This window comes from Chondrinema litorale, assembly GCF_026250525.1.
Lineage (GTDB): Bacteria > Bacteroidota > Bacteroidia > Cytophagales > Flammeovirgaceae > Chondrinema > Chondrinema litorale.
Genome location: NZ_CP111049.1, coordinates 120,769 through 146,717, shown reverse-complemented (window position 1 = coordinate 146,717; position 25,949 = coordinate 120,769). Strand labels below are relative to the sequence as shown.

The following is a 25,949-nucleotide window of genomic DNA, read 5'->3' as shown; positions in this document are numbered from 1 at the left end:
GATAGGGTTATTAATTCATGCTATATCATATTTTTCTAAAAGCTCTGAATATGTGATTACTTCAATTTTACCTTCGGTGGGTGACATACATTGCCAAAGCCAATTATAGTATTTTACAAGAGATGCTGAAGTGAACTCTCCTCTATCGGCAGTGGTGTGGGCGTTGCCAATTACAGTAATGTTGTAATCATTTACCAAAGCTGATTTTACTGTGGCATCTACACAAAAATCTGTGGCACAACCTGTAATTACCAATTCATCTACTTTGTTTGATTCTAAGATATCTTTCAACTCAGTTCTGTAAAATGCATCATTAGCAGTTTTATGAACTAGGCGATCTGATGACGAAATTTTAAGTGAAGGAAGGAGCTGCCATTCGTCTGTTCCGGGAATACATTCTCCTTCTTTTGTACCATCGTGCTGAATAAAAATGACCAATTCATTCTCTTTTCTGAATTGGTCGGCAATCAGATTAATTCTTTCTACGACTTCTTCAGCTTCGAAACGAGGAGTTTTCGGTGTAAAAGAAACCTGTTGCATATCTATTATCAATAATGCTCTCATGTTCTAAAAATAGAGCAAATTGATCTAATTTACGCGATTTATTCGAGTTTAAAACGAGCCAAAATTTCATATTCTAACTTAATTTTTTCAAAATCGATCTGTGGTTCAGTAGCATTTGAAAAAGACATTCCTGTAATAGCAATATTAGAAACTTCAGACCTTCTAAAATTCTGATTAATATTGTAATTAGGAATTTCCTCAATATAAAGTGCTCTTCCAACTTGTTGATCTATGGCATTAGCTAAGTCACTCGCTTTCTCTTTGGCAGCTTTAATAGCAGCAACTTTTACTTCTCTTCTAAATTTTTCAATTTTAGAATGTGCTACATGGTCTACAAACATATTGGAAATATTAATGTTCTCCATCGCTTTAAAAATCTTACCCGCAGTGTTTGCGTCATTTACTTTAATCTGATACTCTTTGCCATTAATTATATCTGTTTTCTTTAACCAATAAGATTGAAAGTTACTCGAAAGGTCTATAACAGATACGTTTTTTTCTACATCTATTCCAAGATTTTTCAATTCTTTAATCATTGCTTTTTCTTGCTCTTCCAGAGAAACCTTGTCTTTTGTGTCTTTCTCACTAATCAATACTTTTAAATAAATTTCATCTGGAACAACTTCCATTTCAGCCTTGCCTTTTACTTCGATGTAATTTTCATCAATAAAATTCTTACCTGTTGTTTGTGAGAATGCAGTAAGTTGAATTAATAAAAGTGTAATAAATACAAATAGTTTTTTCATGCTTTTACTCTTTAAAGTTTTTAATCTAATTAAGCTAAAATTCTAGATTCACTAAATATGGTCTATACCAGAAATGGAATTTCATGTTTCAGAAACAATTTTAATAGACTTTTTGCAAGATTGATAACTTTTGAGTTTCTTCCTGCATAAATTAGAAATATTTCACATTCACTATTTTTTACCACATACTAGTAAATCAAAAATGAAGAAGATAAGTAAACTAGCAATCATATTCTGCTGCTTGTTTCCATTGACACTTTTAGCGCAGGAAGAAGTATTTGAAACTCAATACATTAAAAATACTATGGATAAGGCTGCTCTCTGGCAGATTGAACATCCAAAACACAAACCCTACGACTGGACAAACGGTGCTTTTTACACTGGTATAATGGCTGTTTACGAAACCACTGGTAATAAAAAATTACTGAAAGCTGCATTGGCTATGGGTAAAGAAACAAAGTGGATTCCCGGAGAGCGTTTACGACACGCAGATGACCACGCCATTGCTCAAACTTATATCGATTTGTATCGCATAAAAGGCAAAGAATATATGATTCAGCCTTTTAAAGATTCGGTGGATAAAATGATGAGTGAAACCCCAGATTTTAATCATGCAATCATGAACATGGATTGGTGGTGGTGCGATGCCCTGTTTATGGCGCCACCTGCATTTGTTAAATTGGCCAATGTTACCAACGATTCTAAGTACATCACCTATAATGATAAACTTTGGAAAGAGTGTTACGATCAGCTCTACGATAAAGAAGAAGACCTTTTTGCTCGCGATCTTAACTATGTAATTGCCGGAAAAGATACAGATAAAAGAGAAGCCAATGGTGAGAAAATTTTCTGGTCTAGAGGAAATGGCTGGGTACTAGCCGGACTTGCTAAAGTGATTGAAGAGCTCCCGAAAAACTGGGAAACTAGACCTTTCTATATCGAAGTTTATAAAGAAATGGCTGCCAGAATTGCTTCTTTGCAAAGACCAGATGGCTTTTGGAAAGCAAGTTTATTAGACCCAGAATCATACCCTGATGGAGAAACCAGTGGAACTGGATTTTACTGCTACGCACTTGCTTGGGGCATAAATAATGGTTTTTTAGATAAAGATGAATATTTACCAGTAGTTAGAAAAGCTTGGACTTCGTTGACAACAGTGGTAAATACTGAAGGTAGAGTTGGTTGGGTACAACCAATTGGGCAAGACCCAAGAGCTGTGAGCGAAGATAGCTGGGAGGTTTTCGGAACTGGTGCTTTTCTTCTTGCAGGTAGTGAAGTGATTAAATTAGAGGTTGATAATTAAACAAAAAAAGAGCGAAGCCAAAACTTCGCTCTTTTTATTAGAATATCTTTCTAAATAGGTGGAGTTTATGTACTTCTCCTTTTTCATAAATGTCTTTTCCCATGGGTAATTCTAGAAAAGCATCGGCATCTGCTAAGTTCGCCAAATCACCAGAACCATGTCCTTCTACAGGAATTGCCATTAATGTTCCTTCTTCGTTAAACTCAACTTTTACTTGCATAAAATAGCTCAATTCTGGTTTAAAGCTAATTTCTTGAGCCAATTTTGCTTTGAGAACTTTTGCACTTTCAATTCCTAAAGAGGCCTTTAACCAAGGTAGTATATAACATTGAAAACACATAAAAGAAGATACTGGATTTCCCGGTAATGCAAATACCAATGGTCCAGCTTGATGTTTGCCAAACCAAAATGGTTTACCAGGTCTTTGTTTAATTTTATGAAAAAGCTTTTCAACCCCCAACTCATCCATTGCCTGCGGAATAAAATCGAATTTGCCTTTAGAAACTCCTCCACTTAAAATAATTACATCGTAATTCTCTAAAAAGTGAGCTACCTGAGTTTTAATATCTTCTAAATCATCGGTTAAATGCACCTGATCTGCTTCTACACCAAAAGTTTTTAAATAGGCAAGTAAGCTATATACATTCGATTTTCTTATTTGATGCGCTTTAGGTTTCTCTTCGATTTCTACCAACTCATCGCCAGAAGAAATAATGATGGTGCGAGGCAACTTACTCACCGAAATTTCAGCTTTACCAACTGTCGCAATTACACCTATTTCTGCTGCTGAAAGTACCGTTCCACTTTTTAGAATTACATCTCCTTTTAATCTGTCTTCACCTTTGCCATGTATATTTTGCCCTTGCTTGATTTGTTCTTCTATAATTGTGGCAATTCCATCTGCATCTTCAATATCTTCGTAGCGAATAACTGTATCTACATTTTCTGGCAAGATCGCCCCCGTCATCACTTCCAAACAGTTTTCGGTGTCTACCAATTTCATTTGTGGGCTTCCTGCTGCAGCGACACCTTCTATTTTAAATGTTCGCTTACCATTTTTAAAAGCTTCAAAATTGATAGCAATGCCATCCATAGTTACACGATTAAATGGAGGAAAATCTCGATCTGCACTTATATCTTCACGCAAAACCTTATTCATCGCTTCTTCTATATTGATGGTTTCTTCGCTATAATCCATCACATGGCTCATTACAATTTTCTCAGCTTCTTCTACAGTGATCATGGTAATTTGATAGTTTAAAATTCCATTCAAAGTTAATGGTCAGATAAGGGAATATGTCATAAATAAGCCAATAATTATTGCCAAACTTATAACCTTCTTCCAAAAAAAATGGCTTGTGAGTTTCACAAGCCATCATTTTGATTTTTTTTATAAATGCTTATTTGCTACCTAAGTAGTTTAAGCCTTGCTCTTTTAAAGCTTCATATTCTTTCTTTAACTCTTCGTAGCGATCGTATGCATCTTTACCCGGCTTCTGATCTGCTCTTTCCAACATGTTATACAAGTAGCTAGTCTGATCTGAAAGCATTGGTGTTTCGTATCTGCCAGAAACTGTAGTTAACTGACTTTCAATTTCTTCTATCGTTTGCTTTTCTTTCTTCTTCACACGCTTGGCTTCTTTATAACCTTCAACTTTCATGTTTACAGTATTCTCTAACTTTCTCACATTAGTTAAAAGCTCGCGAACTTTTAAAGTCAATTCTTCTTGTGCCTCTAAATCTGCTGTAGTTACACCACCTTCAGCAACTCTCGGATCAATCTTAATCTCTGTAGATTTAGAAACTTCTTTTCCATCTGCAATTAATTTTACAGTGTACTTACCCGGAGTTACCATTGGACCACCATTACCACTTCTTCTCTTGTTTGTGCTCCACGGGCCAACATGTCTCATATCCCAAACTACACGATGCGCACCAGCAGTCTCAGAAAGTGTTAATCCAGCACCAAATGGTGTAAATTCTGTAGACATGTTTCTTTCGCCTTTTTCCTTAGCTGCTGCTACTTTATTTTCGAAAGACTGAACCAAATTATTAGCATCATCATAAATTTCGATTGCTACATCAGTATTAGAAGGTAAATAATAATCGATAGTTAATCCTGGTTCTGGGAAATAAGGAACACTCTCGCTATCTGTATCTCTGTATCTCAATCTGTAAGCTTCGTTTGTTACAAATAACTGTGGTGTATTCTTATCAACTCCATTTTTTAAATCTCTCAGAATTTGAATATCATCTAAAATCCAGAAACCTCTACCCATAGTAGACATTACTAAATCTCCTTGGTGGATTTTAATATCTGTTACCGGAGTTAATGGAAGGTTGTTTTCGAAAGGAAGCCAGTTTTTACCATCATCAAAAGAAATGAACAAACCGTAATCTGTACCTGCATATAATAAGCCTTCAACTTCTGTATCTTCTCTAATTACTCTAGCAGGATAATCTGAAGGAATACCATTTGAACCAGTAGTTAATAACTCCCAGCTTTTACCGTAATCTTCTGTTTTGTAGATGTAAGGTTTAAAATCTCCCAATAGGTAACGATAGATTGCAAAGTAAGCTTTACCTTCTTTGTGCGGAGATGGCTCAACAGTTTGCACTCTACCACCTGGTAGTAAATCTTTTGGTGTTACATTATCCCAGTTTTTGCCACCGTCTTTAGTTACATGAACAGGACCATCGTTTGCCCCTACCCAAATTTCACCTTCTTTTATAATAGATTCTTTTACTGCGTAAATAGTGCTGTAAAACTCTTCACCAGTAATATCTCTTGTAATTGGCGAACCTGAAATTACCTGTGTTTCAGGAGTGAAAGCTGTTAAGTCTGGAGAGATAATTTCCCAAGTTTTACCTTCGTCAACTGTTTTGTGCAAGTACTGAGACGCATGATAAACCACATCTGGATTGTGTGGAGAAACATGAACCGGAGAAACTCTCTGGAATCTGAATTTTAAGTCTTTTGGATTATGACCGTACATGTTAGATGCACCTACATAATACTGCATTTCTTGTCCAGTCTTTTTGTTGAATACTCCAAAACGACCTTTACAGTTAGCATATACTATATCAGGATTACCCGGTTTTGGTACAGCCGGACCAGTTTCGCAACCACCTGTATTAATAATATAAGAATTTGAACCAGCCTGTACACCAAATGGAGGTAAGCTTGGTACTGCTATGGTTGTGTAGTTATCTTGCTGACCAGCATACAACCAATATGGGAATTGGTCGTCTACCTCAACTTGATAAAGCTCTGCAGTAGGTTGGTTAAACTGAGTAGACCAGTTTTCACTTGCATCACGGGTTACATTGGCTCCTCCATCATTTACTTGTACCCAAAGGGTTGTATCATTTGGATGAATCCATACACCGTGGTTGTCACCGTGTGGTGTTCTTATATTTGTCCAGTTCTTTCCACCATCTTCGGAGTGAAAGAAACGTGTTGCACTCACAAAAACAGTTTTAGGGTTTTGTGGGTTTACATCTACATTACAATAATAAAAAGGTCTATCAAGTAAGCCTTTTTCTGTGCTCACTAGGGTGAAACTTTCTCCTCTATCTTCAGAGTAATATAATCCTCCAACACCTTCCGGAGCTTCTACCAAAGCATAAAGTACTTCTGGTGCTGCTGCAGAAACTGCTAAATCAATTTTACCTATTAAACCAGTTGGCAAGCCATTTTCTAGTTTCTTCCAAGTGTCTCCCCCATCTGCAGATTTGTAAATTCCACCTTCTGTACCACCACTAATAATTGTCCATGGTTTTCTTTGGCCATGCCACATACCGGCATATATAATTTGCGAATTATCTGGTGCGAATTCAAGGTCGGATGAACCTACAGTATCTGATAAATAGAAAACTTTATCCCAAGATTTACCTCCATCTAAAGTTCTGTAAACTCCTCTTTCTTCATTAGGAACAAAACCATTACCTATTGCAGCAACAAAAACACGATCTGGATTTTTAGGATCGACTTCTACTGCTCCAATATGGCCTGTTTTTTCTAAGCCAATAAATTCCCAAGAATCACCAGCATCGTTAGATTTATAAATCCCTTTACCAGTAATTACATTACTTCTAAGTCCGTCTGAACCTGTTCCTGCATAAACTATTTCAGGATTAGAAGGAGCTACACTCACTGCGCCTAAAGATGGAGTTGTAAAATATCCATCTGACACATTATGCCAACTATTACCATAGTCTATGGTTTTCCACAAACCTCCACCAGTACTACCTACATAGAATGTACCTGGTTCCTGAATAACACCAGTGGCAGTAGTTGCTCGCCCGCCTCTGTTAGGGCCAACATTTCTAAAATCTAAACCTTTAAGCTGATCAGTAGTAACAGATTGGGCAAAAATGCTTGCAGTTCCTAATAAATTTATCAGGAATCCTGCAAAAAGTAATTTCAACGTTTCTCGGATTGTTGTACCGTGTCTTTTCATTGATAGTGCGTTATGTTAATATTAATTGTTTCAATATTAAAAAATTTGAGCTAATTGAAGGGTGCAATAATTAATTATATCAAGAAAAACTTACGTGCTTTTCAAGAATTTTTTTATTAAAAAAATTGACCTCCCTAATATTGATTAAGAATCGCTATAAGATAAAATTCGTGCAGTAAATGGCTGTGAGGTAGGCAAAACAATTTGCCTTAAAAATCTATTATACTTTTATTAACTATAAAAATATTTGTAATTATAGCTGTTTCTTAAAATTTAATTTAGATATTTATAAGAGTTTGCATCTAATTTAGAATTAAATTAAACAACTTACAGATTATTGTAAACTAATAACAAAAGGGATATTTAATGATAATTAAACAAGTAAAATTCATTATATTTATCCACCCTTAACCAGAATATTATTACATGATATTTTTGATTGACAAATGAAGCAACTGATTTTATGCAAAATAATGAAGGGTTATTTAACAACTACCCACTAACGAATAATCTCTTTGATGAGGTTTTTTCTTCTCCGGGTAAAGTACAAGATTACTATCAACAATTAATTTCAAATTTTGACACCATTACAGCATCTGAATATCAGATGATGAATGAGTCTGCAAAGAAATCTTTTTTATATCAGGGGATTACTTTTGCTACTTATAATCAAAATCCAAAAGGTGTAGAAAGGATATTTCCATTCGATCTTTTCCCTCGAATTATACATCAACCTGAATGGGATGTAATAGAGAAAGGTTTGCTGCAAAGAGCGCATGCCATTAATCTTTTCCTCGACGATTTATATCATGATAAAAAGATATTAAAAGACGGTATAATTCCTAAAGAGCTTGTTTTCTCTTCTGGCAACATGCTTAAAGAAATGAATGGCTTTACCCCTCCGGGAAAAATCTATTGCCATATCTCTGGTACCGACCTTATTCGCCACTCAGATGGCAATTATTATATTTTGGAAGACAACGTTCGATGCCCTTCTGGTGTGAGCTATGTACTAGCTAACAGAGATGCTATGAAACGTACTTTATCTCGCATGTTTAAGCGATTTAATGTTTCTTACGTGTTCGATTATCCGGCTGCGTTGTTAGAAGTTCTTCAATCTGTAAGACCAAAAGGTGTTGATGAACCAGTTTGTGTGGTTTTAACTCCAGGTATTTACAACTCTGCTTATTACGAACACTCTGCACTAGCACTTAAAATGGGTGTAGAGTTGGTAGAAGGAAGAGACTTGTTTGTAGATCAGGATTTTGTTTATATGAACACGATCTATGGACCTGAAAAAGTAGACGTAATTTACAGAAGAATTGATGATGCTTTTCTTGATCCACTTGCATTTAGACCAGATTCTGTATTAGGTGTTCCCGGTTTAATGAGTGCATATAGAAAAGGAAATGTATCGTTGGTAAATGCTCCTGGAACTGGTGTGGCAGATGATAAAGCCGTTTATGCCTACATGCCAGAAATTATTAAATACTATTTGGGTGAAGATCCAATTTTACACAATGTGCCTACCTACCGTTGCGATGTTGAAAGCGACATGAAATATGTATTGGAACATATGGATGAGTTGGTTGTAAAACCTGTAGATCAGTCTGGTGGCTATGGTATTTTTATTGGTTCACAAGAAACCAAAGAAAGCATTGAAAAAGAAAAAGCACTCATTAAGTCTAACCCAAGAGGCTACATTGCCCAACCAATTATGAATCTTTCAGTGCATTCTACCTATATAGAAAAAACTGAAAAATTTGAACCTCGACATGTCGATCTTAGAACCTTTACACTTATGGGTAAAGATTATGAGTACGTATTGAAAGGTGGATTATCAAGAGTAGCACTTAAAGAAGGTAGTTTGATTGTAAACTCTTCACAAGGTGGTGGTTCTAAAGATACTTGGGTAGTAAACTGATCTGCTTTTTTATTTAAATATATGTAACAACAAACAAATTATAAAGATACTTAAGATTTATGCTGTCAAGAGTTGCAGAGAGTTTATTCTGGATGGGGCGTTATTTAGAAAGAACCGAACATCTTGCAAGATATATCAATGTTGAATACTTTTCGTCATTAGATGGTTCTAACCTAAAACAACATGACATGGCAATTCTCTCGATTGCCGATATGATTGGGTTACCAAAACCAGATATTGATGGAAACTTAAACGAAGAAGAAGTACTAGTAGGTGCGGCATTAGACGAACACAATCCAGTATCTATACTTTCGGCTTTATTTTCTGCACGTGAAAATGCCAGAAGTGTTAGAGAAAGTATTTCTTCTGAGCTGTGGGAATCGATTAATAACCTTTACCATTTTGTAGCCACCTATCCTGTTGATGTATACAAAACCAGAGGTTTATCAGATTTTACAAATCATGTATTGCAACATTGCTCTAATGTAAGAGGAAGAATTGAGCACACTTTACTTCACGATGTTGGCTGGAAGTTTATTCAATTAGGTATGCAAGTAGAAACAGCTTCTCAAATTGTGAGAATCATGATTAGCAAGCTGAATGATATTGAAGCAAACAGGAAGTTAAAAATAGGTAGATCTATCTATCCGATTTTGCTCGATTGTGTAGAAGCAAAAGATATGTGTATTAAGTATTACACTACGGCTCCAAATAGAAATAACACAATGGAGTTCTTGCTTTTCAATCCTGATTTTCCAAGATCAGTTTCTAGCTGCTTGAATAAAGCATTAACCTATTTAAAAGAAATAGAGCCACAAAAAGGAAAAAGGGAGAATCGCTTAGAGTTTAAAATTGCCAAATTTATTATTCCATTTGAGTATATGGAAGTAAAGGAATTGGACGATAATTTACCTGAGTTTCTTGAACAATTACTTTCTAAAATCTACAAGATTAGTGAAATGATTGTAGAAGAATATTTCAATTAAAAACCTTAAGGAAAGATGAAGATGCAAAAAATTACATCTTCATCTTTCCTTATATTTTTTATATAAAGCCTACTGATTTCTGGCTTTTATAATTTTTCTTAAACCCTTCGAAGTTTTCAATTTATTTTCTTCATTAGCGCAATAATCAATTAAATAATCTACTGCTTTTTCATGCATCTCTTTCTCAGTAAGTGTTGTTTCACTATTCTCTAAAGCAGCTTTAGATATACAAGCCATGTACATAGAAAACAGATCGGGTCTGTCTTTTGTAATTTCCATTGCTTCTGGCTGAATAGCAAAACTATAATGTGGAGTTCCACCCATCCATTTTACAATAAATTGAATTGCACTATATCTGTTGCGTGGTTCTAAATCCATCGGATTAATCAACAAATAATTGGCGCATTCCATAATCTTTAATTCAGCTTGTCTATAATCATCGTCACTTTCAAATGCGTATGTATTTAAAGAGGTATAATCCTGACAAAATCCGCTGAATGATAGTAGTACAAATGTGAAAAGAATCAGAAGTTTTTTCATTATCGATTAGTTTTATTTTTTACTTCAAGCAGTGAAAGTACTGCTAATTTTACTAAAAAATGAAATTTGACTGTTTAATTAACAGCTTTTAGAATTTCATAAAGTAAGGAAGCTATTTTTAATCATCCAAATTAAACAGCAACAGACCTTCTTCCACAGCGTCTAAGTTAGCCTGCAAAATGCCGTTTTTATCCCAGATTGCAGAATTACCCGCACTAATAAAATCTTCTGAAGGGCCAACACTATTGGAGATTAACACAGGGAAATTATACTTCTTTGCAATAGCACATAAAGTCTCATGCGCTTTCGCTATTCCAGTTTCTGTTTTTGCCACACTGGCAATGTAAACATCTGCTCCATTGTTATATGCTGCCTCTGCATGAGCCGGAATAGACAATTCGTAACAAATGGCTATCGCAATATTTTTACCTTTTAGTTTAAGTACAGGAAAGTTTTTGCCACACACAAAATAAGGTTCTTCGTCTGTATGGATATATTTTTTGGAGTAGGTTAATCTCGATTGGTTTGGCTGAAAAATAACCATACTGATACAAATACTTTCGGAATATTTAGTAGGTAAACCTAAGCCAATTGTAATCTGATGCTGATCGCTCAGTTGCTGAAACTCGCCAAGCATTTTATTGTCTTGCGAAGTTGCCAACGCTTTAGCTAGTTTGGGCTCATAACCAGTTAAAGATAATTCTGGAAAAATGATTAATTCGGCACCTTGAGTCACTGCTGAATTTATCATTTTTATATGTCTGGAAATATTCTCCAGAATATCTCCCTTTTTAGATGCAAGCTGAGCAACACAGAGTTTCATTGGATAAAAAAATAACAGTTCCGCCTAAAAATAAGGAATAAAATCCCCGATTAAAAAAAATTGCCAATTCCACCTATAACCTCTCCTACACTGTAGTTTTCGGTTTTCTCCTCATTATTATTATAGCTAAAACTGTTGGTGTATTTACCAGCAAGTTTACCATTTTTTTTAAGTTTTATTTGAACAGTTACCTCTAAAATATTGTGGTAGCCTTTCTCAATTTGCATATCGAGTTCGTACTCTAAACCATATAGATTTAGTACTTCAGTAAGTGCTGTTAATTTTTCTTTCATAATCGAGCGTTCTGTCCAGTATTTTCTTGCTGGACCTACCGCATAAGGCAATATTAATAAACCTACAAAACCGATTACAAAAGGTAAAGTTGCAATCACACCGCTTGATAGTGTTACAAAAAATAGATAAATCGAAAACAGTACAAAACAGAAGGATAGAAGAATAAAAAAAATGAAATTTCCGATGGTTAAGTTTTTCTTACTTTCTACTAATCTTTTATCGAGATTAACTAGCTCTATTCTCTTATAGAGATTTTGCCCAAACTTAATTTTTTGACAAGTTCTATTAAAAGAAGGTCTTTGTTTTGTTAAGCCACAAAGCACTCCCAACAATACATCTCTATGATGATTTTCACACACCAAACAATGATCAGATTTAGTACTCATTTCTTATAAATTTTTTGGGAAATAACTGTTTATAAGTAACTTTTATAAATCTAAATAATTGGGTGTATTGGTGGGTAAAAAGCTTATTTAAATTCTAAAAATAGCTTTTTTGTTTAATGCTGAAATTTCTTTAATTGATTTTGTTAAAAGAGAAAGCTGATCATTTTTTTCTACTTTATCTAAAGGAATACTTTTTCTTTGGTTCTTAATCAGAACAATCTTTAAAGTTGGCCCTTTTTTAGAGATGTATAAATGCAATATGCACCAACCAGAAGTGGAATAACAGGTATTATTATTTCTTCCAAATAGATGTGAGAGATTTCTGGATCATTAAACATTCAAAAGAATAAAACACTGCAAAGCCAACAGCAATTAAACCAATTGTATAAAGTAATATCCAATTATTAACTAGCTTGCCTTCTTCCAATATTACCTGTTCGATTTCTTTAAAATCTAAAGTCTTATAGTTGTATCTGTTCCTTAAAAGATGAATTCCTTGATCTGATATTGCAAAAAAATCTGATTCAAAAATGTATTCCATAACTGAAGTTTGTAAGTCGATAATTGATCAAATATAATTAAGCTTAAAAGCTTTATTAATATCGTTTTGGCAATTTTCAGTGTAATTATCAAATATTAAAACCTCTCATCTATTTACAATTCCCGCTTAGCTATTTTTAGATAATAATTATACATTAAGCCAATCTGTACCTTTTTATGCTTCATGTATTATATAAGAAAAGCATATATCAGAATGGTTATCAAATCTTACTTTAGAATATATTTATTAGTTATTCTCACTACTTCTCTCTTTTATTCTTGTGAGAATCTTAAAACAGAGATACATAAGGATATTATGATATCAAGTGTAGATTACACCTTTCCTGTAATTCTTGATACTCTGTCTTATCACCAAAACCTAAAAATTGAGTCTAAGGAAGAAACTTGGATATCAACTTCATTTAACAAACCTCTTTATTTAGGCTTAGAACAGGATACAATTTTTGCGAATTATTGGTTGTCGCCACCTCCTCCTCCACCTAGTGATTCAGATGAAGACTTTGAAGTTTTTCTTAAACTCAGGGATGAATACGAGAATCGAAACCAAGATGACAAGTTCGAATCTTTTGAGAATAGCTTTACAAAAAATGTAGTATTTGATTCATTGAATCTCCAAATTAAAGTAGATACCGCCACTAAAATTCCTATTGATTTTAGCTATATTCATTCTACAGCTATTTTTTCTTATCCTGTATTAATTAAGAATTTAGAAGATACTAATGTTGAAATTGGATTTGGAGAATTTATACCTGTTTTTCTTGAAGCCAAAGATAGTATAGGCAATTGGCGTGCTATTGAAGAACCATTCAGCTATATGTGCGGTGTTGGGCTTCATTCCATTATTTTACCACAAAACTATGTAGCACTCACGAATACAAGAATTTATGATGGCGATTACCACACAGATCTAAGAATAAAGCTTGGTAATAGCTACTCCAATACATTTAAAGGCAATATTAATTACAGACAATTCCAAAGTATGTTTAATGAGCACGGAAATTATCGAGAAGAATATTTGGATGAGAACCCAAAATTTAGAGATTAGAAACACACCCAATTTCATAATTAAAACCTCTCATCTACTTACAATTCTCTCTTAGCTATTTGAAATACTAAAAATTTAACCTAGATTTAGTTACCAATAAATAATTATAGCTAATCCGCAGAAGATAAATCGATGATTACAAAAAGTTTTCTTAAAAACGATGCAGCTCTTTGGGCGCAATTTCGGGAAGACGATAGGTTAGCTTTAAAAGAATTATATTTCCTATATGTAGATGCGCTTTTTTGCTTCGGAAAGAGTTTCACAAAAGATCACACCTTAATAGAAGACTGCCTACAAGATTTATTTCTCGAACTATGGGATAAACGAAAACAACTCGATTTGGTGGAATCTGTAAAAGCCTATCTCTTTACTGCACTAAAAAGAAAAATTGTTAGACGGCTTCAAGAGAGAAAAAGAAAAAATGGTTTACACACAGAAATGGGTTTTCAGTTTCAAGCTATTTTAAGTCTAGAAGAAGTAATTATTGAAGCAGAAAATGTTCAAACCCAGCTCCGAAGAGCCTACAATGCTATAAACAAACTTAGCAAAAGAGAAAAAGAAGCTTTTCATTTGAGGTATACTGAGGGATTTGATTACAATGAAATTTCTGAAATTATGGAGATTTCCAATCAGGCTTCGAGAAATTTAGTGCATCTGGCTTTAAGAAACATCCGAAAAGAGCTGTTTCAATTTTCTAGCATTATTTCTATGATGCTTTTCTTTTTTTAATCTCCTCAGAAAAAATTAAAAAAACTTATCGAATTTTCATTACATCTGATTTTGGCAAGTCTCTGGTAAATAAAAGGAGCTAAAATCAAATGAATCAATATAAAAACTTCACTGTAGAACAACTAGCAGACGATGCGAAATTCAGGAAATGGATACTCAATCCTGATGAAACAACAGTGAGGTTCTGGAACAACTGGCTAGAAGACAATCCCGAAGAAGTAGAAAAAATAGAAGCTGCAAAGAAGCTGGTTAGGCTCAGCAATTTCCAAAGTAGCAATATGTCTTTTAACAAAGCTGATGCCTTATGGGAAGAAATTGAAGCCAAAATGGATACTCCCAGAAAAGAGACGAAAGTAGTTTATGAGCCACAAAAGCCTAATCGATACCTTTTCAAAATTGCCGCGGCCATTTTATTACTTATCGTAGCAGGCTATTATTTCTACAATAATCAACTTCCATCCAAATCTGAAAAAACTGAAATTAAGTATGTTACAAAGTGTAATCCGGCAGGGAGAAACTCTTCAATTAAGCTTACAGATGGAACTATAATTAACCTTAATGCAGAGAGCAAGTTAAAATTTCCTGAAAGATTTACAGGAGACGAAAGAAGAGTTTTTTTAGAAGGTGAAGCCTTTTTTGAAGTAAGCAAAGATACCAGCAAACCATTTATAGTGGTAACAAATCAAATTGAAACCAAAGTGTTGGGTACCTCTTTTAACATTCAATCTTATGCAACAGATAACAAAGTACAAATAGCTTTGGTAGAGGGCAGTGTACAAGTGAATAGTGAGGCATTTTCTAAAAGTGAAATACTCGCTCCTAGCGAAATGCTAGAGATTAAGAGAAATAAAGTTGGGGAGATGCTAGTCGATCGTAGTCATTTTGATGCAAAAGAAATCTTAAGCTGGAAAGATGGTATCCTGTTTTTTAATGATGCTTCCTTCGAGGAGATAATTAAGCGACTAGGCAGATGGTACGGTGTAAAATTTAATACCGAGCTTAACAAACAAATAAATCGCGGTTATACGGGACAATACAATAATGCTTCTCTAGGCGAAGTACTCGATGGTCTAGGTTTTACTCTGGGTTTTAACTATGAAATACAGGATAAGAACGTGAAAATATTTAACTAAAATCGGATTTGATTCATAACCAAAACAAAAAAACAATGACAACTTTATCGCTATTTAATTCGGGTTAAAAAAAGCCAGTACACTGAAAATTCAGACGTACTGACTTTCTAAAAATCACTTCACCATTCCTATCAGAAAAGACGTTGGGGAACCTCTTATATGCTACGGGAATGGGTGGTAATCTTTTGTTTAATTAAAAACATAACAAAAATATGAAATTGAAACTACTAAGACTAATTATGTTTATGTCAAGAAATGTATTAATTGGCATATTGTTACAAACTGTATTTCTACAGTTCTTACTTGCAAAAGAAGGTAACTCTCAAAATGCTAGTATAGAAGATATACACATATCCATTCATTTGTATAACAACAATCTAAAAGATGTCTTTTCGAAAATTGAAAAGGAAACCAATCTTAAGTTTTCTTATCATAAAGAAATTATAAACAAAGACATCAAAATTTCTGGTGAGTTTAATAATCGCTCATTGGGAGATATTCTTAGAATTCTCTCTAAAGATGCTCACCTACATTTTAGGCGAGTAAATGGAAATATTCATGTAAAGAAAAACTTCTTTAGAAATTATGTAGAAGAAGTTCAGTATGAAGCCCCACTACAAATTAAAATTTCTGGAACAGTTACATCTGGTGATGGCCAAGAACCATTACCGGGTGTGAGTATTCTTATTAAAGGAACATCTAACGGAACTACCACAGACCTAAACGGGCAATATTCGCTTTCTGCCCCTGCAAATAGTGTTTTACAATTTAGTTATATTGGATTTCTAACCCAAGAAATAGAAATAGGCAACCAGAGTGTAATAGATATTGCTTTGGAGTCTGATCTGGAACAACTCGAAGAAGTCGTAGTAGTTGGTTACGGAACACAAGAAAAAGTAAACCTAACTGGTGCTGTAGGAACCGCTGATAGTGAAAGACTCGAAAACAGACCTATCGCATCGGTTGGTGAAGGTTTGCAAGGGGTAGTTCCTAACCTAAATGTTACCGTAAGAAATGGCGATCCTTCAGCAGGAATTGATTTTAACATTAGAGGTTTTGAGTCTATTAATGGGGGTGCTCCGCTTATTCTGGTAGATGGTGTACCTATGGATTTAAACAGAATTAACCCTAGTGATATTAAAAGTGTGAGTGTGTTAAAAGATGCTTCGGCTGCCGCTGTGTATGGAGCCAGAGCCGCTTTTGGTGTTGTGCTGGTCGAAACTAAAAAAGGTCAAGCTGGCAAGGTAAATATCTCTCTAAATACGCAATGGTCTTTAGCAAAACCTATTTTTAATATGGATGTAGTGACTGACCCTTACGAATTTGTGCAAGCTAGAAATCTTGCCAACATTAGAACCAACGGAGTACCAAGCTACGACGATGCCATGGTAGAAGCAACCAAAGCATGGTCTGAGAATCCAAATACAGCACCAGAATGGGGAGTTGTAGACGGTGTGTTGAGGTATTATGGATATAATGATTATCAGAACCAAATAATGACCAACCTCGCTCCTACTCAACAACACGATCTTACAATTTCAGGTGGTTCGGAGTCTTCAAATTACTATGTATCGTTTGGCCATTTAAATAAAGACGGTTATCTCAGATATAACAATGAAAACTTTAAGCGCTATAACATCTTGATGAAAGGCGAATTTAAAGTGAATAAATGGCTTACCTTGAATGAAAAAATAGTTTTTAACTCTCAAAAAAGCGATAAGCCTCACTTTTACAACTGGGATGTAAACATTAACTCACTGGCAAGAGTAAACCCGATTATGCCAGTACAATTCCCCGATTTAGACTATTACCTAGAACCTGGTGATCATGATTTATATGCACCTTTAATCGGTAAATATTTTGGTGGTACTAACTTTTTCCCCTATCTAAAAGATGGTGGTAGAACTACTTACACCAATAACGACATCTGGCTAACTACTGGAGCTACAGTAACTCCATTTAAAGGATTTAAAATTATCTCTAATTTCTCTTACAACATCTTTAATAGAAGCTATCAGGATGTGCAGAGTAAAATCGAGATAGTTAGTAATGATTTAACCGACACTAACCCTATAAGCAATGGTTTTAGTGGCGACGATTGGATAGACAATCGTAGTAATTACAATCAATATTATGTATTTAACATATTTGGCGAGTACAAGCTGAGTTCATCACTAAACCACGATTTAACTGCCATGGTAGGTTTTAATCAAGAGTGGGGACAAAATAAATACATAAGAGCACAAGCCAGATCATTAATTACGCCATCTATCACCGACCTCAATGCAACTACTGGAACACAACAAACTTTTGGTGGTAGTTCTCATGTGGCTTTACGTGGTTTATTTTATCGATTAAACTACATTTTTAAAGATCGCTACCTCATTGAGTTTAACGGCCGTTACGATGGTACTTCCAGATTTCCGAAAGAAGATCGCTTCGGGTTCTTCCCATCTGTTTCTGTTGGATGGAAAATATCTAACGAGAACTTTATGGCGGGTACAAGAGGTTGGTTAGAAAACTTGAAGGTTCGTGCTTCTTATGGTACTTTGGGTAATCAGTTGTTAGTAGATGGAAACGACAATCCAATTTATTACCCTTACATTTCTACCATGGGTATCGGTACATCACCATACATCATGAGCAACGGATTAATTCCTTATGTTTCTGCTGCTGGTTTAGTAAGCCCTACACTTACTTGGGAAACTGTAGTTTCTAAAAACATTGGTTTAGACTTTACCATGTTTGAGGGCAAACTCGATGCTTCTTTTGACCTCTACACCAGAGATACCAAAGACATGTTGATGGACGTAGAATATCCTGATATTTTGGGTACAAGTGCTCCAAAATCTAATGCAGCAGATTTGAGAACAAGTGGTTGGGAAATGGCATTAACATGGAGAGATAGAATTAAAAAAGATTGGGGCTACAATGTTACACTCGCATTGTCAGACTGGACAGCCGAAATTACCAAATACGACAACCCAACTGGTGCTATCTCTGAATACTATGTGGGACAGAAATTGGGTGAAATCTGGGGTTATGAAACGGTTGGAATCTTCCAAACAGAAGCAGATGTTGCAGATGCACCAGATCAATCTAGAATTGGCTCTAATTGGAGACCGGGAGATATTCAGTACAAAGATCTAAATGGCGATGGCATTATCAGTTCTGGTAGTAACACTTTGGATGATCCGGGAGATAGAAAAATTATTGGTAACAGTAATCCAAGATACAGCTTTGGCATTAATACTGGTTTAAGTTGGAAAAACTTCTCACTTACTACTTTCTTCCAAGGATATTTTAAAAGAGACCACTGGCCAACTTCTGGTAACTGGACATGGTTCTTCCCATTCAATGCGGGTCATGTTGAAAAATACTACATAACAGATTCTTGGACTGAAGATAACAGAGATGCCTACTTTGCTGCTCCTCACATCTCCACCAATGATAAGAAAAACATTCAGCAACAATCTAGATTCTTGCAAAATGCTGCATACATCCGCTTGAAAAACATCACACTAAGTTATAGCTTACCTACAAACTTGGTAGAAAAAGCTGGTCTCGGACAAGCTCAATTGTACCTTGCTTCTATGAACCTTTGGGAATACTCACCAATTCGCAAACCACTCGATCCTGAAACTATTTACTCAGGAGCGATTGAGTACCCGATGCAGCGCATCTTTACACTTGGTGCAAGAATCTCTTTATAAGACATTTAAATTGAAGATGAAAATGAAGAACTATATTATAAAAATCACCCTAGCTATAATTTCAATTCTGCTTTCTAACAGTTGTAATGACGAGTTTCTAGAAAGATATCCACTTGATGAAATAAGCAGTGAGACTTTCTGGAATACCGAAGCCGACTTAATGGTTTATAATAATAGCTTGTATAACTTAGCTCGTAATGATGATAATGTGCCTATTCTAATGGGACATTATGATGGATTCAATAGCCACTGGGGAAGCATTTGGTTTCAAGATGAGTTTGCCGATAACATGGCACCAAACCATTCCAGACATTCTCGTTTTCAACAAGTAAGAGCTGGAAAGCATAATATACCTACTTCACCACAATGGTTTGGCTACAAAGGCTGGAATTTCGTGAGAGCCATTAATGTCGGTTTGGAGAACTATGGCAATGCAAATATTGCAGAAGAAACCATTAATAAATATGCGGCAGAAGCTCGCTTATTTAGAGGTTGGTTTTACGGTGAGAAAGTAGAAAAATTTGGTGCTGTACCTTGGGTAGAAAAAGAATTAAACATCGATTCTGAAGAATTGTATGCTGCCCGTACTCCTAGAGAAGAAGCCATGAATAATATATTGGCAGACCTCACTTTTGCAACAGAAAACTTACCAGACGACTGGTCTGATGGCAATGCTCCGGGTAGATTGAACCGCTGGTGTGCACTTTTGGTAAAATCTAGAATTTGTCTTTTTGAAGGAACATGGAGAAAATACCACGGTGGTGCTAATGCAGAAATGTGGTTGCAAGAAGCGGCGGCTGCAGCCAAAGAAGTAATGGAAAATGGTCCTTATTCTTTGTATAATACTGGGAATCCTGAAAGCGATTACAATGCTTATCATCAAATGCTCGATTTAACAGGAAACTCTGAAGTAATGTATTGGAGAAAGTACCAATTGGGAACTTTTACCAATCACGTACAGAGCTACTTTAGTTATTCTGGTGGTGCTACAAAAAGTTTGGTAGAAGATTATCTATGTACCGATGGTTTACCAATATCAATCTCTCCACTATACCAAGGAGATGAAACCATTGAGTCGGCATTTGAAAATCGCGATCCAAGGTTAAGACAAACAATTCTGCATCCAGATGACACACCAAAATACAGATATTATAACCTAGATGGCAGAGATTATCCGCGTGTAACAGGTATGTCTGGAGGATTAATTACAGCAACTGGCTATCATATTATTAAACATTACAATGCAGATGATTTAATTGGTAAAGCTTATAATACGGCTGAATCTCCTGCAATTATCTTAAGATTTGGTGAAGTATTACTGAATTATGCAGAAGCTGTTGCCGAACTAGGCACTATCACTCAAACAGATTTAGATATGAGTATTAATCTGTTAAGAGACAGAGTAGGCATGCCACATCTAGATATGAGCAATGTACCAGAAGACCCAAGATACGCGAATGATGGCGTTTCTCCTCTCATCGTAGAAATAAGAAGAGAGCGCAGAATAGAAATGTTTATGGAAGGGCTTCGCTATAATGACTTGCGTCGTTGGAAGCAAGGTAAAAAACTAGAAGTGCCTACCATGGGTATCCGTTGGAATGATGCTGCTGCGGAGCGTTACGAAAATGCAACCATTAAAACTATTGTAGATCCTGTTTCTGGTAACACTTATATTGATGTATACCAAGGAACAGATTGGGCAAATCCTGTTTTTGATGAAAGTAAGCATTATCTCTGGCCGATTCCTTTAAGTACTATAGCTCAAAACCCAAATATTACGCAAAACCCGGGATGGTAAAAATATAATAAAAGTAGATTAAAGTGCTCTAAAGCATAAATGTAAACAAGGTGGCAAATTGCGACCTTGTTTTTTTATTTATACTAAAACAATTTCGCTTTTTGTTTAATTATAAGAATAGTATTAAATTTTAAGAAAAGAGCTATTTTGAAATTTAATACTAGATTTGCTTGTTATCGGAAGAAATTAGTTTGATCTAGGGCTGCTCAAAATATTAAATTCTGATTGGCAATTAAAAAGTATTTAACCTTAATCATTTTGCGATGCCTATTTACACAATTAGCTATTCTACTCAAAACACTTACTCTACTTTATCAAAAGAGTCTGTATTGGACTTTTTGGTTTCACCTACCAACAACAGCTCACAAGAGGTAATAGAATCGAGTTTTGAGATATACCCAGATACACCTTCTTATTTTTCTAAGAATGTTTTTGGTTTTGAAAGCATAAGATTCAGGCTTAAAAATCAACCTGAAAAAATTGAATTTAAGTTTAATGCATTAGTCGATAAGAAAGTTACTAACCCTTTCGATTTTTTGTCAATTCCATATGAAGAAGAAAGGTCTTTTATTCAGTCAGATGCTTTTGGAATAGATCATTTCCCTTTTCTTAGTTTAGATAAATACACCAGAATTCCGGCCGATTATTCGTGTCCTGTAATGCAAGAAGGAGAATCCGTTTTTGATTTTTTAAAGCGTATCAATCAGTTTGTAAATACACAAATGACTTATGATAGCAGCATTACAGATGTTTATAGAAAGCTAGAAACTACACTTATAGACAGAAAAGGAGTTTGCCAAGATTATGCGCATTTTATGTTGGCGATCTTAAGGATAAATAAAATTCCGGCCAGATATGTAAGTGGATATTTAAATCAAGGAGATAATATTATTGGTGCTGGAGCAATTCATGCTTGGGTACAAGCAAAAATTCCAAAAATTGGTTGGGTTGGCTTCGATCCTACAAACAACCTGTTAGAAGATTTTCATTACATCAAAATTGCTCATGGTGTAGACATTAGCGATTGCCCAGCGATTAAAGGGGTAATTAAAGGAGCCGGTGAAAATTATACGAGCTATAATGTTTCAGTAAAAGAACAAATAGAAGAGGTTAACCAATAATTTAGCTAACCTCTCAAATAATATAATTCGAATAGAACCAACCAAATTATTGTGTTGGTTCTATTTGTTTAATATCCTTTTTCCTACAAAATCATATTGCTCCCATTTCGGTAATGGATGAAATTGAGCCGCTTGCACATCTCTAAAAAGTCTTTCTAATTCATTTTTCTTATAGAAACTTTGCCCACCAATTGCTTCCATTGCTTCACTTACTGTTTGTATACAAGCATCTGCAACATTGGTTTTTAAACTCAACATCTCATTTGTAATAGATTCATCTGGTTTAAAATCAAAATTATTGGTGAGTGCATACATGGCTTTCCATTGCGTTCTGGCACTTACTAGTGTATTATTCATTTTGCCAATGATGTGTGTGATGTGATTTTGATTTCGGAAATACTTTTTGCCTTTTTCTACTGCAATTTCCATAGCTCGCTCTGCAATTCCCACATAAGCAGACATAATTAAAGGCAATGCTACAGTAATTACAATATCCCAAACTATATGAAATTCACTTCTTGGTCTTTCTAGCGAAATGGCTGTTTCGGGTACAAAAACCTTATCAAAAACGATTGATTGCGAGCCTGTACCTCTCATACCCATTACATCCCAATCATTAATCACAGAAACTCCTTCTGTTTTTATTGGTACACCAAAGTGTAATACCTTCCAATCGTTATTTTCATTTAAATAAGTGGCACTAGTAACTGCAATATCTTCATCTGCCGACTGACTGGCAAAGCTTTTTTTACCTGTAAATTCAAACCCTCCTTTTACTTTTTTTAGTTCACCATTAGACTCTAACCAGTCTCTTGCTCCTGTACTTACTAATACAATCTGGTCTGCTACCACTTTTTGTAATAATGGTGCTCCTTGGTTTTTATGCTTGTATTTCCAGATGGTAGCTGCAATTAAATGCTGATGCATCGAAAATGCCAAAGCCGTTGATCCACAGTAATGTGCCATAGTTCTTATAGTATTGCACATATCTTTATACTGCAAATTTCCACCGCCAAATTCTTCCGGTATCATAGCAGAGAAATACTCTTGCTCCTTTAGCTGAGCATAATTTTCGTAAACAAAAGTGCCATTTGTATCACTCTCAAATGTTCTCTTAGAAAATTCTACACCTAGTTTATGCGTAATTTCGGTCCAGTTTTTTATTGAAATAACAGTTTCCATTTTTATATAATTTTGTTGTTCTATTCATTACAAAAATGGATTTCCAATTGCTGTTATGCTTTGTTCAAAAGTTTAATATGTTGGCTTAAAAGTTCATAACGATTTTTTAGCAGTTAACTCTGGCATATTCGCTGGGAGCAATACCAAAATGACTTTTAAAAGCTTTGCTAAAATGTGAAACATCCTCAAAACCACATTTATATGCAATCTGTGTAATGTTGGAAAAATTGTTTTGAATGAGTTTAGATGCACACTCTAACCTTTTGGCAGTAAGCCATTTGCCCGGTGTAGTGTTGTAATACTGCTGAAAGTCTCTTTTGAAAGTTGATAAACTTCTGTTTGTAAGCTTGGCAAATTCTTCCAGTTTTAAGTTGAAACAGAAATTTTGCTCCATAATCTGCATTAATGAAGGCTTACTCTCATCAGCCACTACTTTAAAGTAGTTTACTAATTCCGGATTTTCGTTACTGCAAATAATATTGGCTAATAACTCTTTTAATTTCAGTTTTAACAAATAGTCTGTGGGAGTTTCTTTTTCTGAGAAGTAAAGCAACATAGATTGAAAAAAGCCTTCAAGAAACACATTGGATTTTAATTGAGCTGCTTTAAAATTGTCTTTGCAAGATGTATTACTCAAAGTGAATTTACCAATTACATCATTTACTGCTTCTTTAATTAAATCATCAGAAATAAAGAAAGCCAACATGCAAAAGTCGTCTTCGAAGAATTGCTTTATCATGTTAGCTCCTTTTTTAAGATATAGTGTTTGACCCGCTTCAACCTCCCATGAGCCCTCCATAGATTCCCATGTTTTTTTTCCACTCAATACATGCACTAAAAAGTCTGATTGAGAAAAAATGCCAAATTGCTCATCTTCTAAAGGGCAACTGTACTCTACAAAAATGTTTTCGTCTACAACAAACTTGTTGTAATACAAACCATCTTTTATGAGCTCATAAAGATTCAGCATTGAATTAGCTTTAAGTGAGAGGGAAATTTGATAAAGAAAAAATCCTTCTTACAATTTAAAGCTTTTTCTGATTAAGCTCAAGTATTTAGATAAATGAAAAGAAAAAACATCACTACAAAAATGCAATGATGCTTCTATCTAAATACTATTTTTTACTTTGTTACCAATTCGGCAGGTTGACTTACTTTATCTACTATAAAATAGATAATTGCAGAAGCGGAAATTCCAAAAATGTTGGCATCCAAATCGAATGGAAGTGGGATTTCTGCTACGATTAAAACTACTGTTATAGTTCCACCTAGAATCATGGTAAATAATGCTGCTTGAGAATTGGGTGATTTACCATATAGAGCAACTAAAATCGGTACTAGTAAACCTGAAACCATAAATGCATAAGAATAAAGCATCATTTCCAAGACGTTGGTCATGGTTGTGGCTAGCAAAAGTGCTACTACTCCGATTACAATGGTTACTAATTGCGAAACCTTTAATTGCGATTTGGTATCTTGTTTTAAATTAAAAAGCTTATCTAGTATATCTGTTTGCACATTTCCTGAGGCAGCCATTAAGCAACTATCGGCAGTAGAAAGTATCGCTGAAAAATACGCTGAAAGCATTAAGCCCATTAAGCCAGCAGGCAAAATAGAATTTAGTAAAATTGGTAAGCCCATTTCTGCGTCTATAGAAGATCCAACCGCATAACCTATCTCCGCAAACATGCCATTTTCATAAGCAACTCTAGAAAATAAACCTAAAATTACTCCCATAAAAGCCATAATTGGCCACTCAAACAAACCGGCAATAAACCAAGCTTTTTTAGCATGCTGCTCACTTTTTGATGCATAAATTCTTTGATAAAGTGTCATGGCAATAAACCAGATTGGCATAATCGTAATTGCCCAATTTGCTAATTGCTGCCAAGTGATATTACTCAATGTAAAAAACTCATCACCTAGTGTTTCTCTAATTACTTCATAACCGCCAACAGCTTCGTAGGCAAAGGGGATTCCCAAAAATATCAGTCCAGACATTAAGATAATCCACTGGATGGTATCGGTGTAAATTACTGCTTTTAGACCTCCGATTCCCGTATAAACTACTGCAATTACACCCATTATAATTAATGCAGTATTTAAATCAACCTCTGGGAAAGTTGCTGATGCCAATTTAGCTCCTGCCAATAATTGTGAGCTTGTGAAACCTATATAACCAATCGCCGAAATGATACCTGCTACCAATGCTACTTTATTATTGTAGAAATGTTCGAAGACTTGTGGAAAAGTAAAAAACTTGTGTTTATCTGAAAGTTTAGAAATTACTGGAATTAAAACTACTGCACTTAGCCATGCTCCAAAAAGTCCGGTGAATAGCATCCAAGAGCCCGCCAAACCGATGCTAAAACCCAAGCCACCTAAACCGATGGAAAAGCCTCCTCCTACATCTGTGGCCACAACTGACAAACCAATATGCCAGCTGCCCATAGATCTGCCTCCGATGTAATAATCGTCAACACTTTCATTTTTCTTAAAAAAGTAAATCCCTACTCCAAGCATTGCTGCGAAGTAGGCTATAAATACAATAATGTCAATAAAATTCATAGAATAGTTTGTATCTCCTTAATGTGAAATTTTGGATGATATTTATAAAAATGATTATTTAATAAGGTTA

At 34.9% G+C, this 25,949-nt stretch carries 20 protein-coding genes; 9 read left to right on the top strand and 11 right to left on the bottom strand.

Annotated elements, in window-relative coordinates:
• Nucleotides 1–15: 15 nt before the first annotated feature.
• Together OQ292_RS28950 and OQ292_RS28945 are read right to left on the bottom strand one after the other, a co-directional pair.
• Nucleotides 16–564: a cysteine hydrolase family protein gene (locus OQ292_RS28950; protein ID WP_284687587.1), complete on the bottom strand. Its 549-nt coding sequence runs from the start codon at nucleotides 562–564 to the stop codon at nucleotides 16–18.
• Between the two features lie 38 nt (nucleotides 565–602).
• Nucleotides 603–1,310, bottom strand: a complete 708-nt coding sequence (locus OQ292_RS28945) for an SIMPL domain-containing protein (protein WP_284687586.1) — start codon at nucleotides 1,308–1,310, stop codon at nucleotides 603–605.
• A 202-nt stretch (nucleotides 1,311–1,512) separates the two neighbouring features.
• On the opposite strand from OQ292_RS28945, the gene OQ292_RS28940 reads away from it, so the two are divergent.
• On the top strand, nucleotides 1,513–2,613 hold the full coding sequence (locus OQ292_RS28940) for a glycoside hydrolase family 88/105 protein (RefSeq protein WP_284687585.1): 1,101 nt from the start codon (nucleotides 1,513–1,515) through the stop codon (nucleotides 2,611–2,613).
• A 37-nt stretch (nucleotides 2,614–2,650) separates the two neighbouring features.
• On the opposite strand, the gene OQ292_RS28935 is transcribed toward OQ292_RS28940, so the two are convergent.
• Nucleotides 2,651–3,856 (bottom strand): molybdopterin molybdotransferase MoeA, encoded by a 1,206-nt coding sequence (locus OQ292_RS28935; protein WP_284687584.1) that lies wholly within the window; start codon nucleotides 3,854–3,856, stop codon nucleotides 2,651–2,653.
• A gap of 157 nt (nucleotides 3,857–4,013) precedes the next feature.
• Nucleotides 4,014–7,076, bottom strand: a complete 3,063-nt coding sequence (locus OQ292_RS28930; protein WP_284687583.1) for a WD40/YVTN/BNR-like repeat-containing protein — start codon at nucleotides 7,074–7,076, stop codon at nucleotides 4,014–4,016.
• Nucleotides 7,077–7,539: 463 nt separating this feature from the next.
• Between OQ292_RS28930 and OQ292_RS28925 the strand changes: the two genes are divergently transcribed.
• Entirely contained in the window at nucleotides 7,540–9,000 is a 1,461-nt protein-coding gene (locus OQ292_RS28925) for a circularly permuted type 2 ATP-grasp protein (RefSeq protein ID WP_284687582.1), read from the top strand.
• A 59-nt stretch (nucleotides 9,001–9,059) separates the two neighbouring features.
• On the top strand, nucleotides 9,060–9,986 hold the full coding sequence (locus tag OQ292_RS28920; RefSeq protein ID WP_284687581.1) for an alpha-E domain-containing protein: 927 nt from the start codon (nucleotides 9,060–9,062) through the stop codon (nucleotides 9,984–9,986).
• Nucleotides 9,987–10,055: 69 nt separating this feature from the next.
• On the opposite strand, the gene OQ292_RS28915 is transcribed toward OQ292_RS28920, so the two are convergent.
• From OQ292_RS28915 to OQ292_RS28900, 4 genes are all read right to left on the bottom strand, one after another.
• A complete protein-coding gene (locus tag OQ292_RS28915) occupies nucleotides 10,056–10,526 on the bottom strand; it encodes a hypothetical protein (RefSeq protein WP_284687580.1) in 471 nt (156 codons plus the stop codon).
• Nucleotides 10,527–10,644: 118 nt separating this feature from the next.
• Nucleotides 10,645–11,349 carry a carbon-nitrogen hydrolase family protein gene (locus tag OQ292_RS28910; RefSeq protein ID WP_284687579.1) on the bottom strand — a complete coding sequence of 235 codons (705 nt, stop codon included), beginning with the start codon at nucleotides 11,347–11,349 and terminating at the stop codon, nucleotides 10,645–10,647.
• Between the two features lie 50 nt (nucleotides 11,350–11,399).
• Nucleotides 11,400–12,029: a hypothetical protein gene (locus OQ292_RS28905; RefSeq protein ID WP_284687578.1), complete on the bottom strand. Its 630-nt coding sequence runs from the start codon at nucleotides 12,027–12,029 to the stop codon at nucleotides 11,400–11,402.
• 292 nt (nucleotides 12,030–12,321) lie between these two features.
• Nucleotides 12,322–12,570: a hypothetical protein gene (locus OQ292_RS28900; RefSeq protein WP_284687577.1), complete on the bottom strand. Its 249-nt coding sequence runs from the start codon at nucleotides 12,568–12,570 to the stop codon at nucleotides 12,322–12,324.
• Between the two features lie 315 nt (nucleotides 12,571–12,885).
• Here OQ292_RS28900 and OQ292_RS28895 point away from each other — a divergent pair, with 315 nt between their 5' ends.
• From OQ292_RS28895 to OQ292_RS28870, 6 genes are all read left to right on the top strand, one after another.
• Nucleotides 12,886–13,635, top strand: a complete 750-nt coding sequence (locus OQ292_RS28895) for a hypothetical protein (RefSeq protein WP_284687785.1) — start codon at nucleotides 12,886–12,888, stop codon at nucleotides 13,633–13,635.
• A 132-nt stretch (nucleotides 13,636–13,767) separates the two neighbouring features.
• Complete coding sequence (locus OQ292_RS28890) at nucleotides 13,768–14,364, top strand: RNA polymerase sigma factor (RefSeq protein WP_284687784.1); 597 nt, start codon at nucleotides 13,768–13,770, stop codon at nucleotides 14,362–14,364.
• 89 nt (nucleotides 14,365–14,453) lie between these two features.
• The gene (locus OQ292_RS28885; protein ID WP_284687783.1) at nucleotides 14,454–15,497 is read left to right on the top strand and encodes a FecR family protein; all 1,044 of its coding nucleotides are present in this window, start codon (nucleotides 14,454–14,456) and stop codon (nucleotides 15,495–15,497) included.
• Nucleotides 15,498–15,709: 212 nt separating this feature from the next.
• Nucleotides 15,710–19,210, top strand: coding sequence for a SusC/RagA family TonB-linked outer membrane protein (locus tag OQ292_RS28880; protein WP_284687782.1), 3,501 nt, complete (start codon nucleotides 15,710–15,712; stop codon nucleotides 19,208–19,210).
• Between the two features lie 22 nt (nucleotides 19,211–19,232).
• Nucleotides 19,233–21,008, top strand: coding sequence for a RagB/SusD family nutrient uptake outer membrane protein (locus OQ292_RS28875; protein WP_284687781.1), 1,776 nt, complete (start codon nucleotides 19,233–19,235; stop codon nucleotides 21,006–21,008).
• Between the two features lie 263 nt (nucleotides 21,009–21,271).
• A complete protein-coding gene (locus tag OQ292_RS28870; RefSeq protein ID WP_284687780.1) occupies nucleotides 21,272–22,129 on the top strand; it encodes a transglutaminase-like domain-containing protein in 858 nt (285 codons plus the stop codon).
• A gap of 60 nt (nucleotides 22,130–22,189) precedes the next feature.
• On the opposite strand, the gene OQ292_RS28865 is transcribed toward OQ292_RS28870, so the two are convergent.
• The 3 genes from OQ292_RS28865 to OQ292_RS28855 all read right to left on the bottom strand — a co-directional run bounded on the left by OQ292_RS28865 (nucleotide 22,190) and on the right by OQ292_RS28855 (nucleotide 25,879).
• Nucleotides 22,190–23,311 (bottom strand): acyl-CoA dehydrogenase family protein, encoded by a 1,122-nt coding sequence (locus OQ292_RS28865; RefSeq protein ID WP_284687779.1) that lies wholly within the window; start codon nucleotides 23,309–23,311, stop codon nucleotides 22,190–22,192.
• A 106-nt stretch (nucleotides 23,312–23,417) separates the two neighbouring features.
• Nucleotides 23,418–24,281, bottom strand: coding sequence for a helix-turn-helix domain-containing protein (locus OQ292_RS28860; RefSeq protein ID WP_284687778.1), 864 nt, complete (start codon nucleotides 24,279–24,281; stop codon nucleotides 23,418–23,420).
• Nucleotides 24,282–24,433: 152 nt separating this feature from the next.
• A complete protein-coding gene (locus OQ292_RS28855) occupies nucleotides 24,434–25,879 on the bottom strand; it encodes a sodium:solute symporter family protein (RefSeq protein WP_284687777.1) in 1,446 nt (481 codons plus the stop codon).
• Nucleotides 25,880–25,949 lie beyond the last annotated feature (70 nt).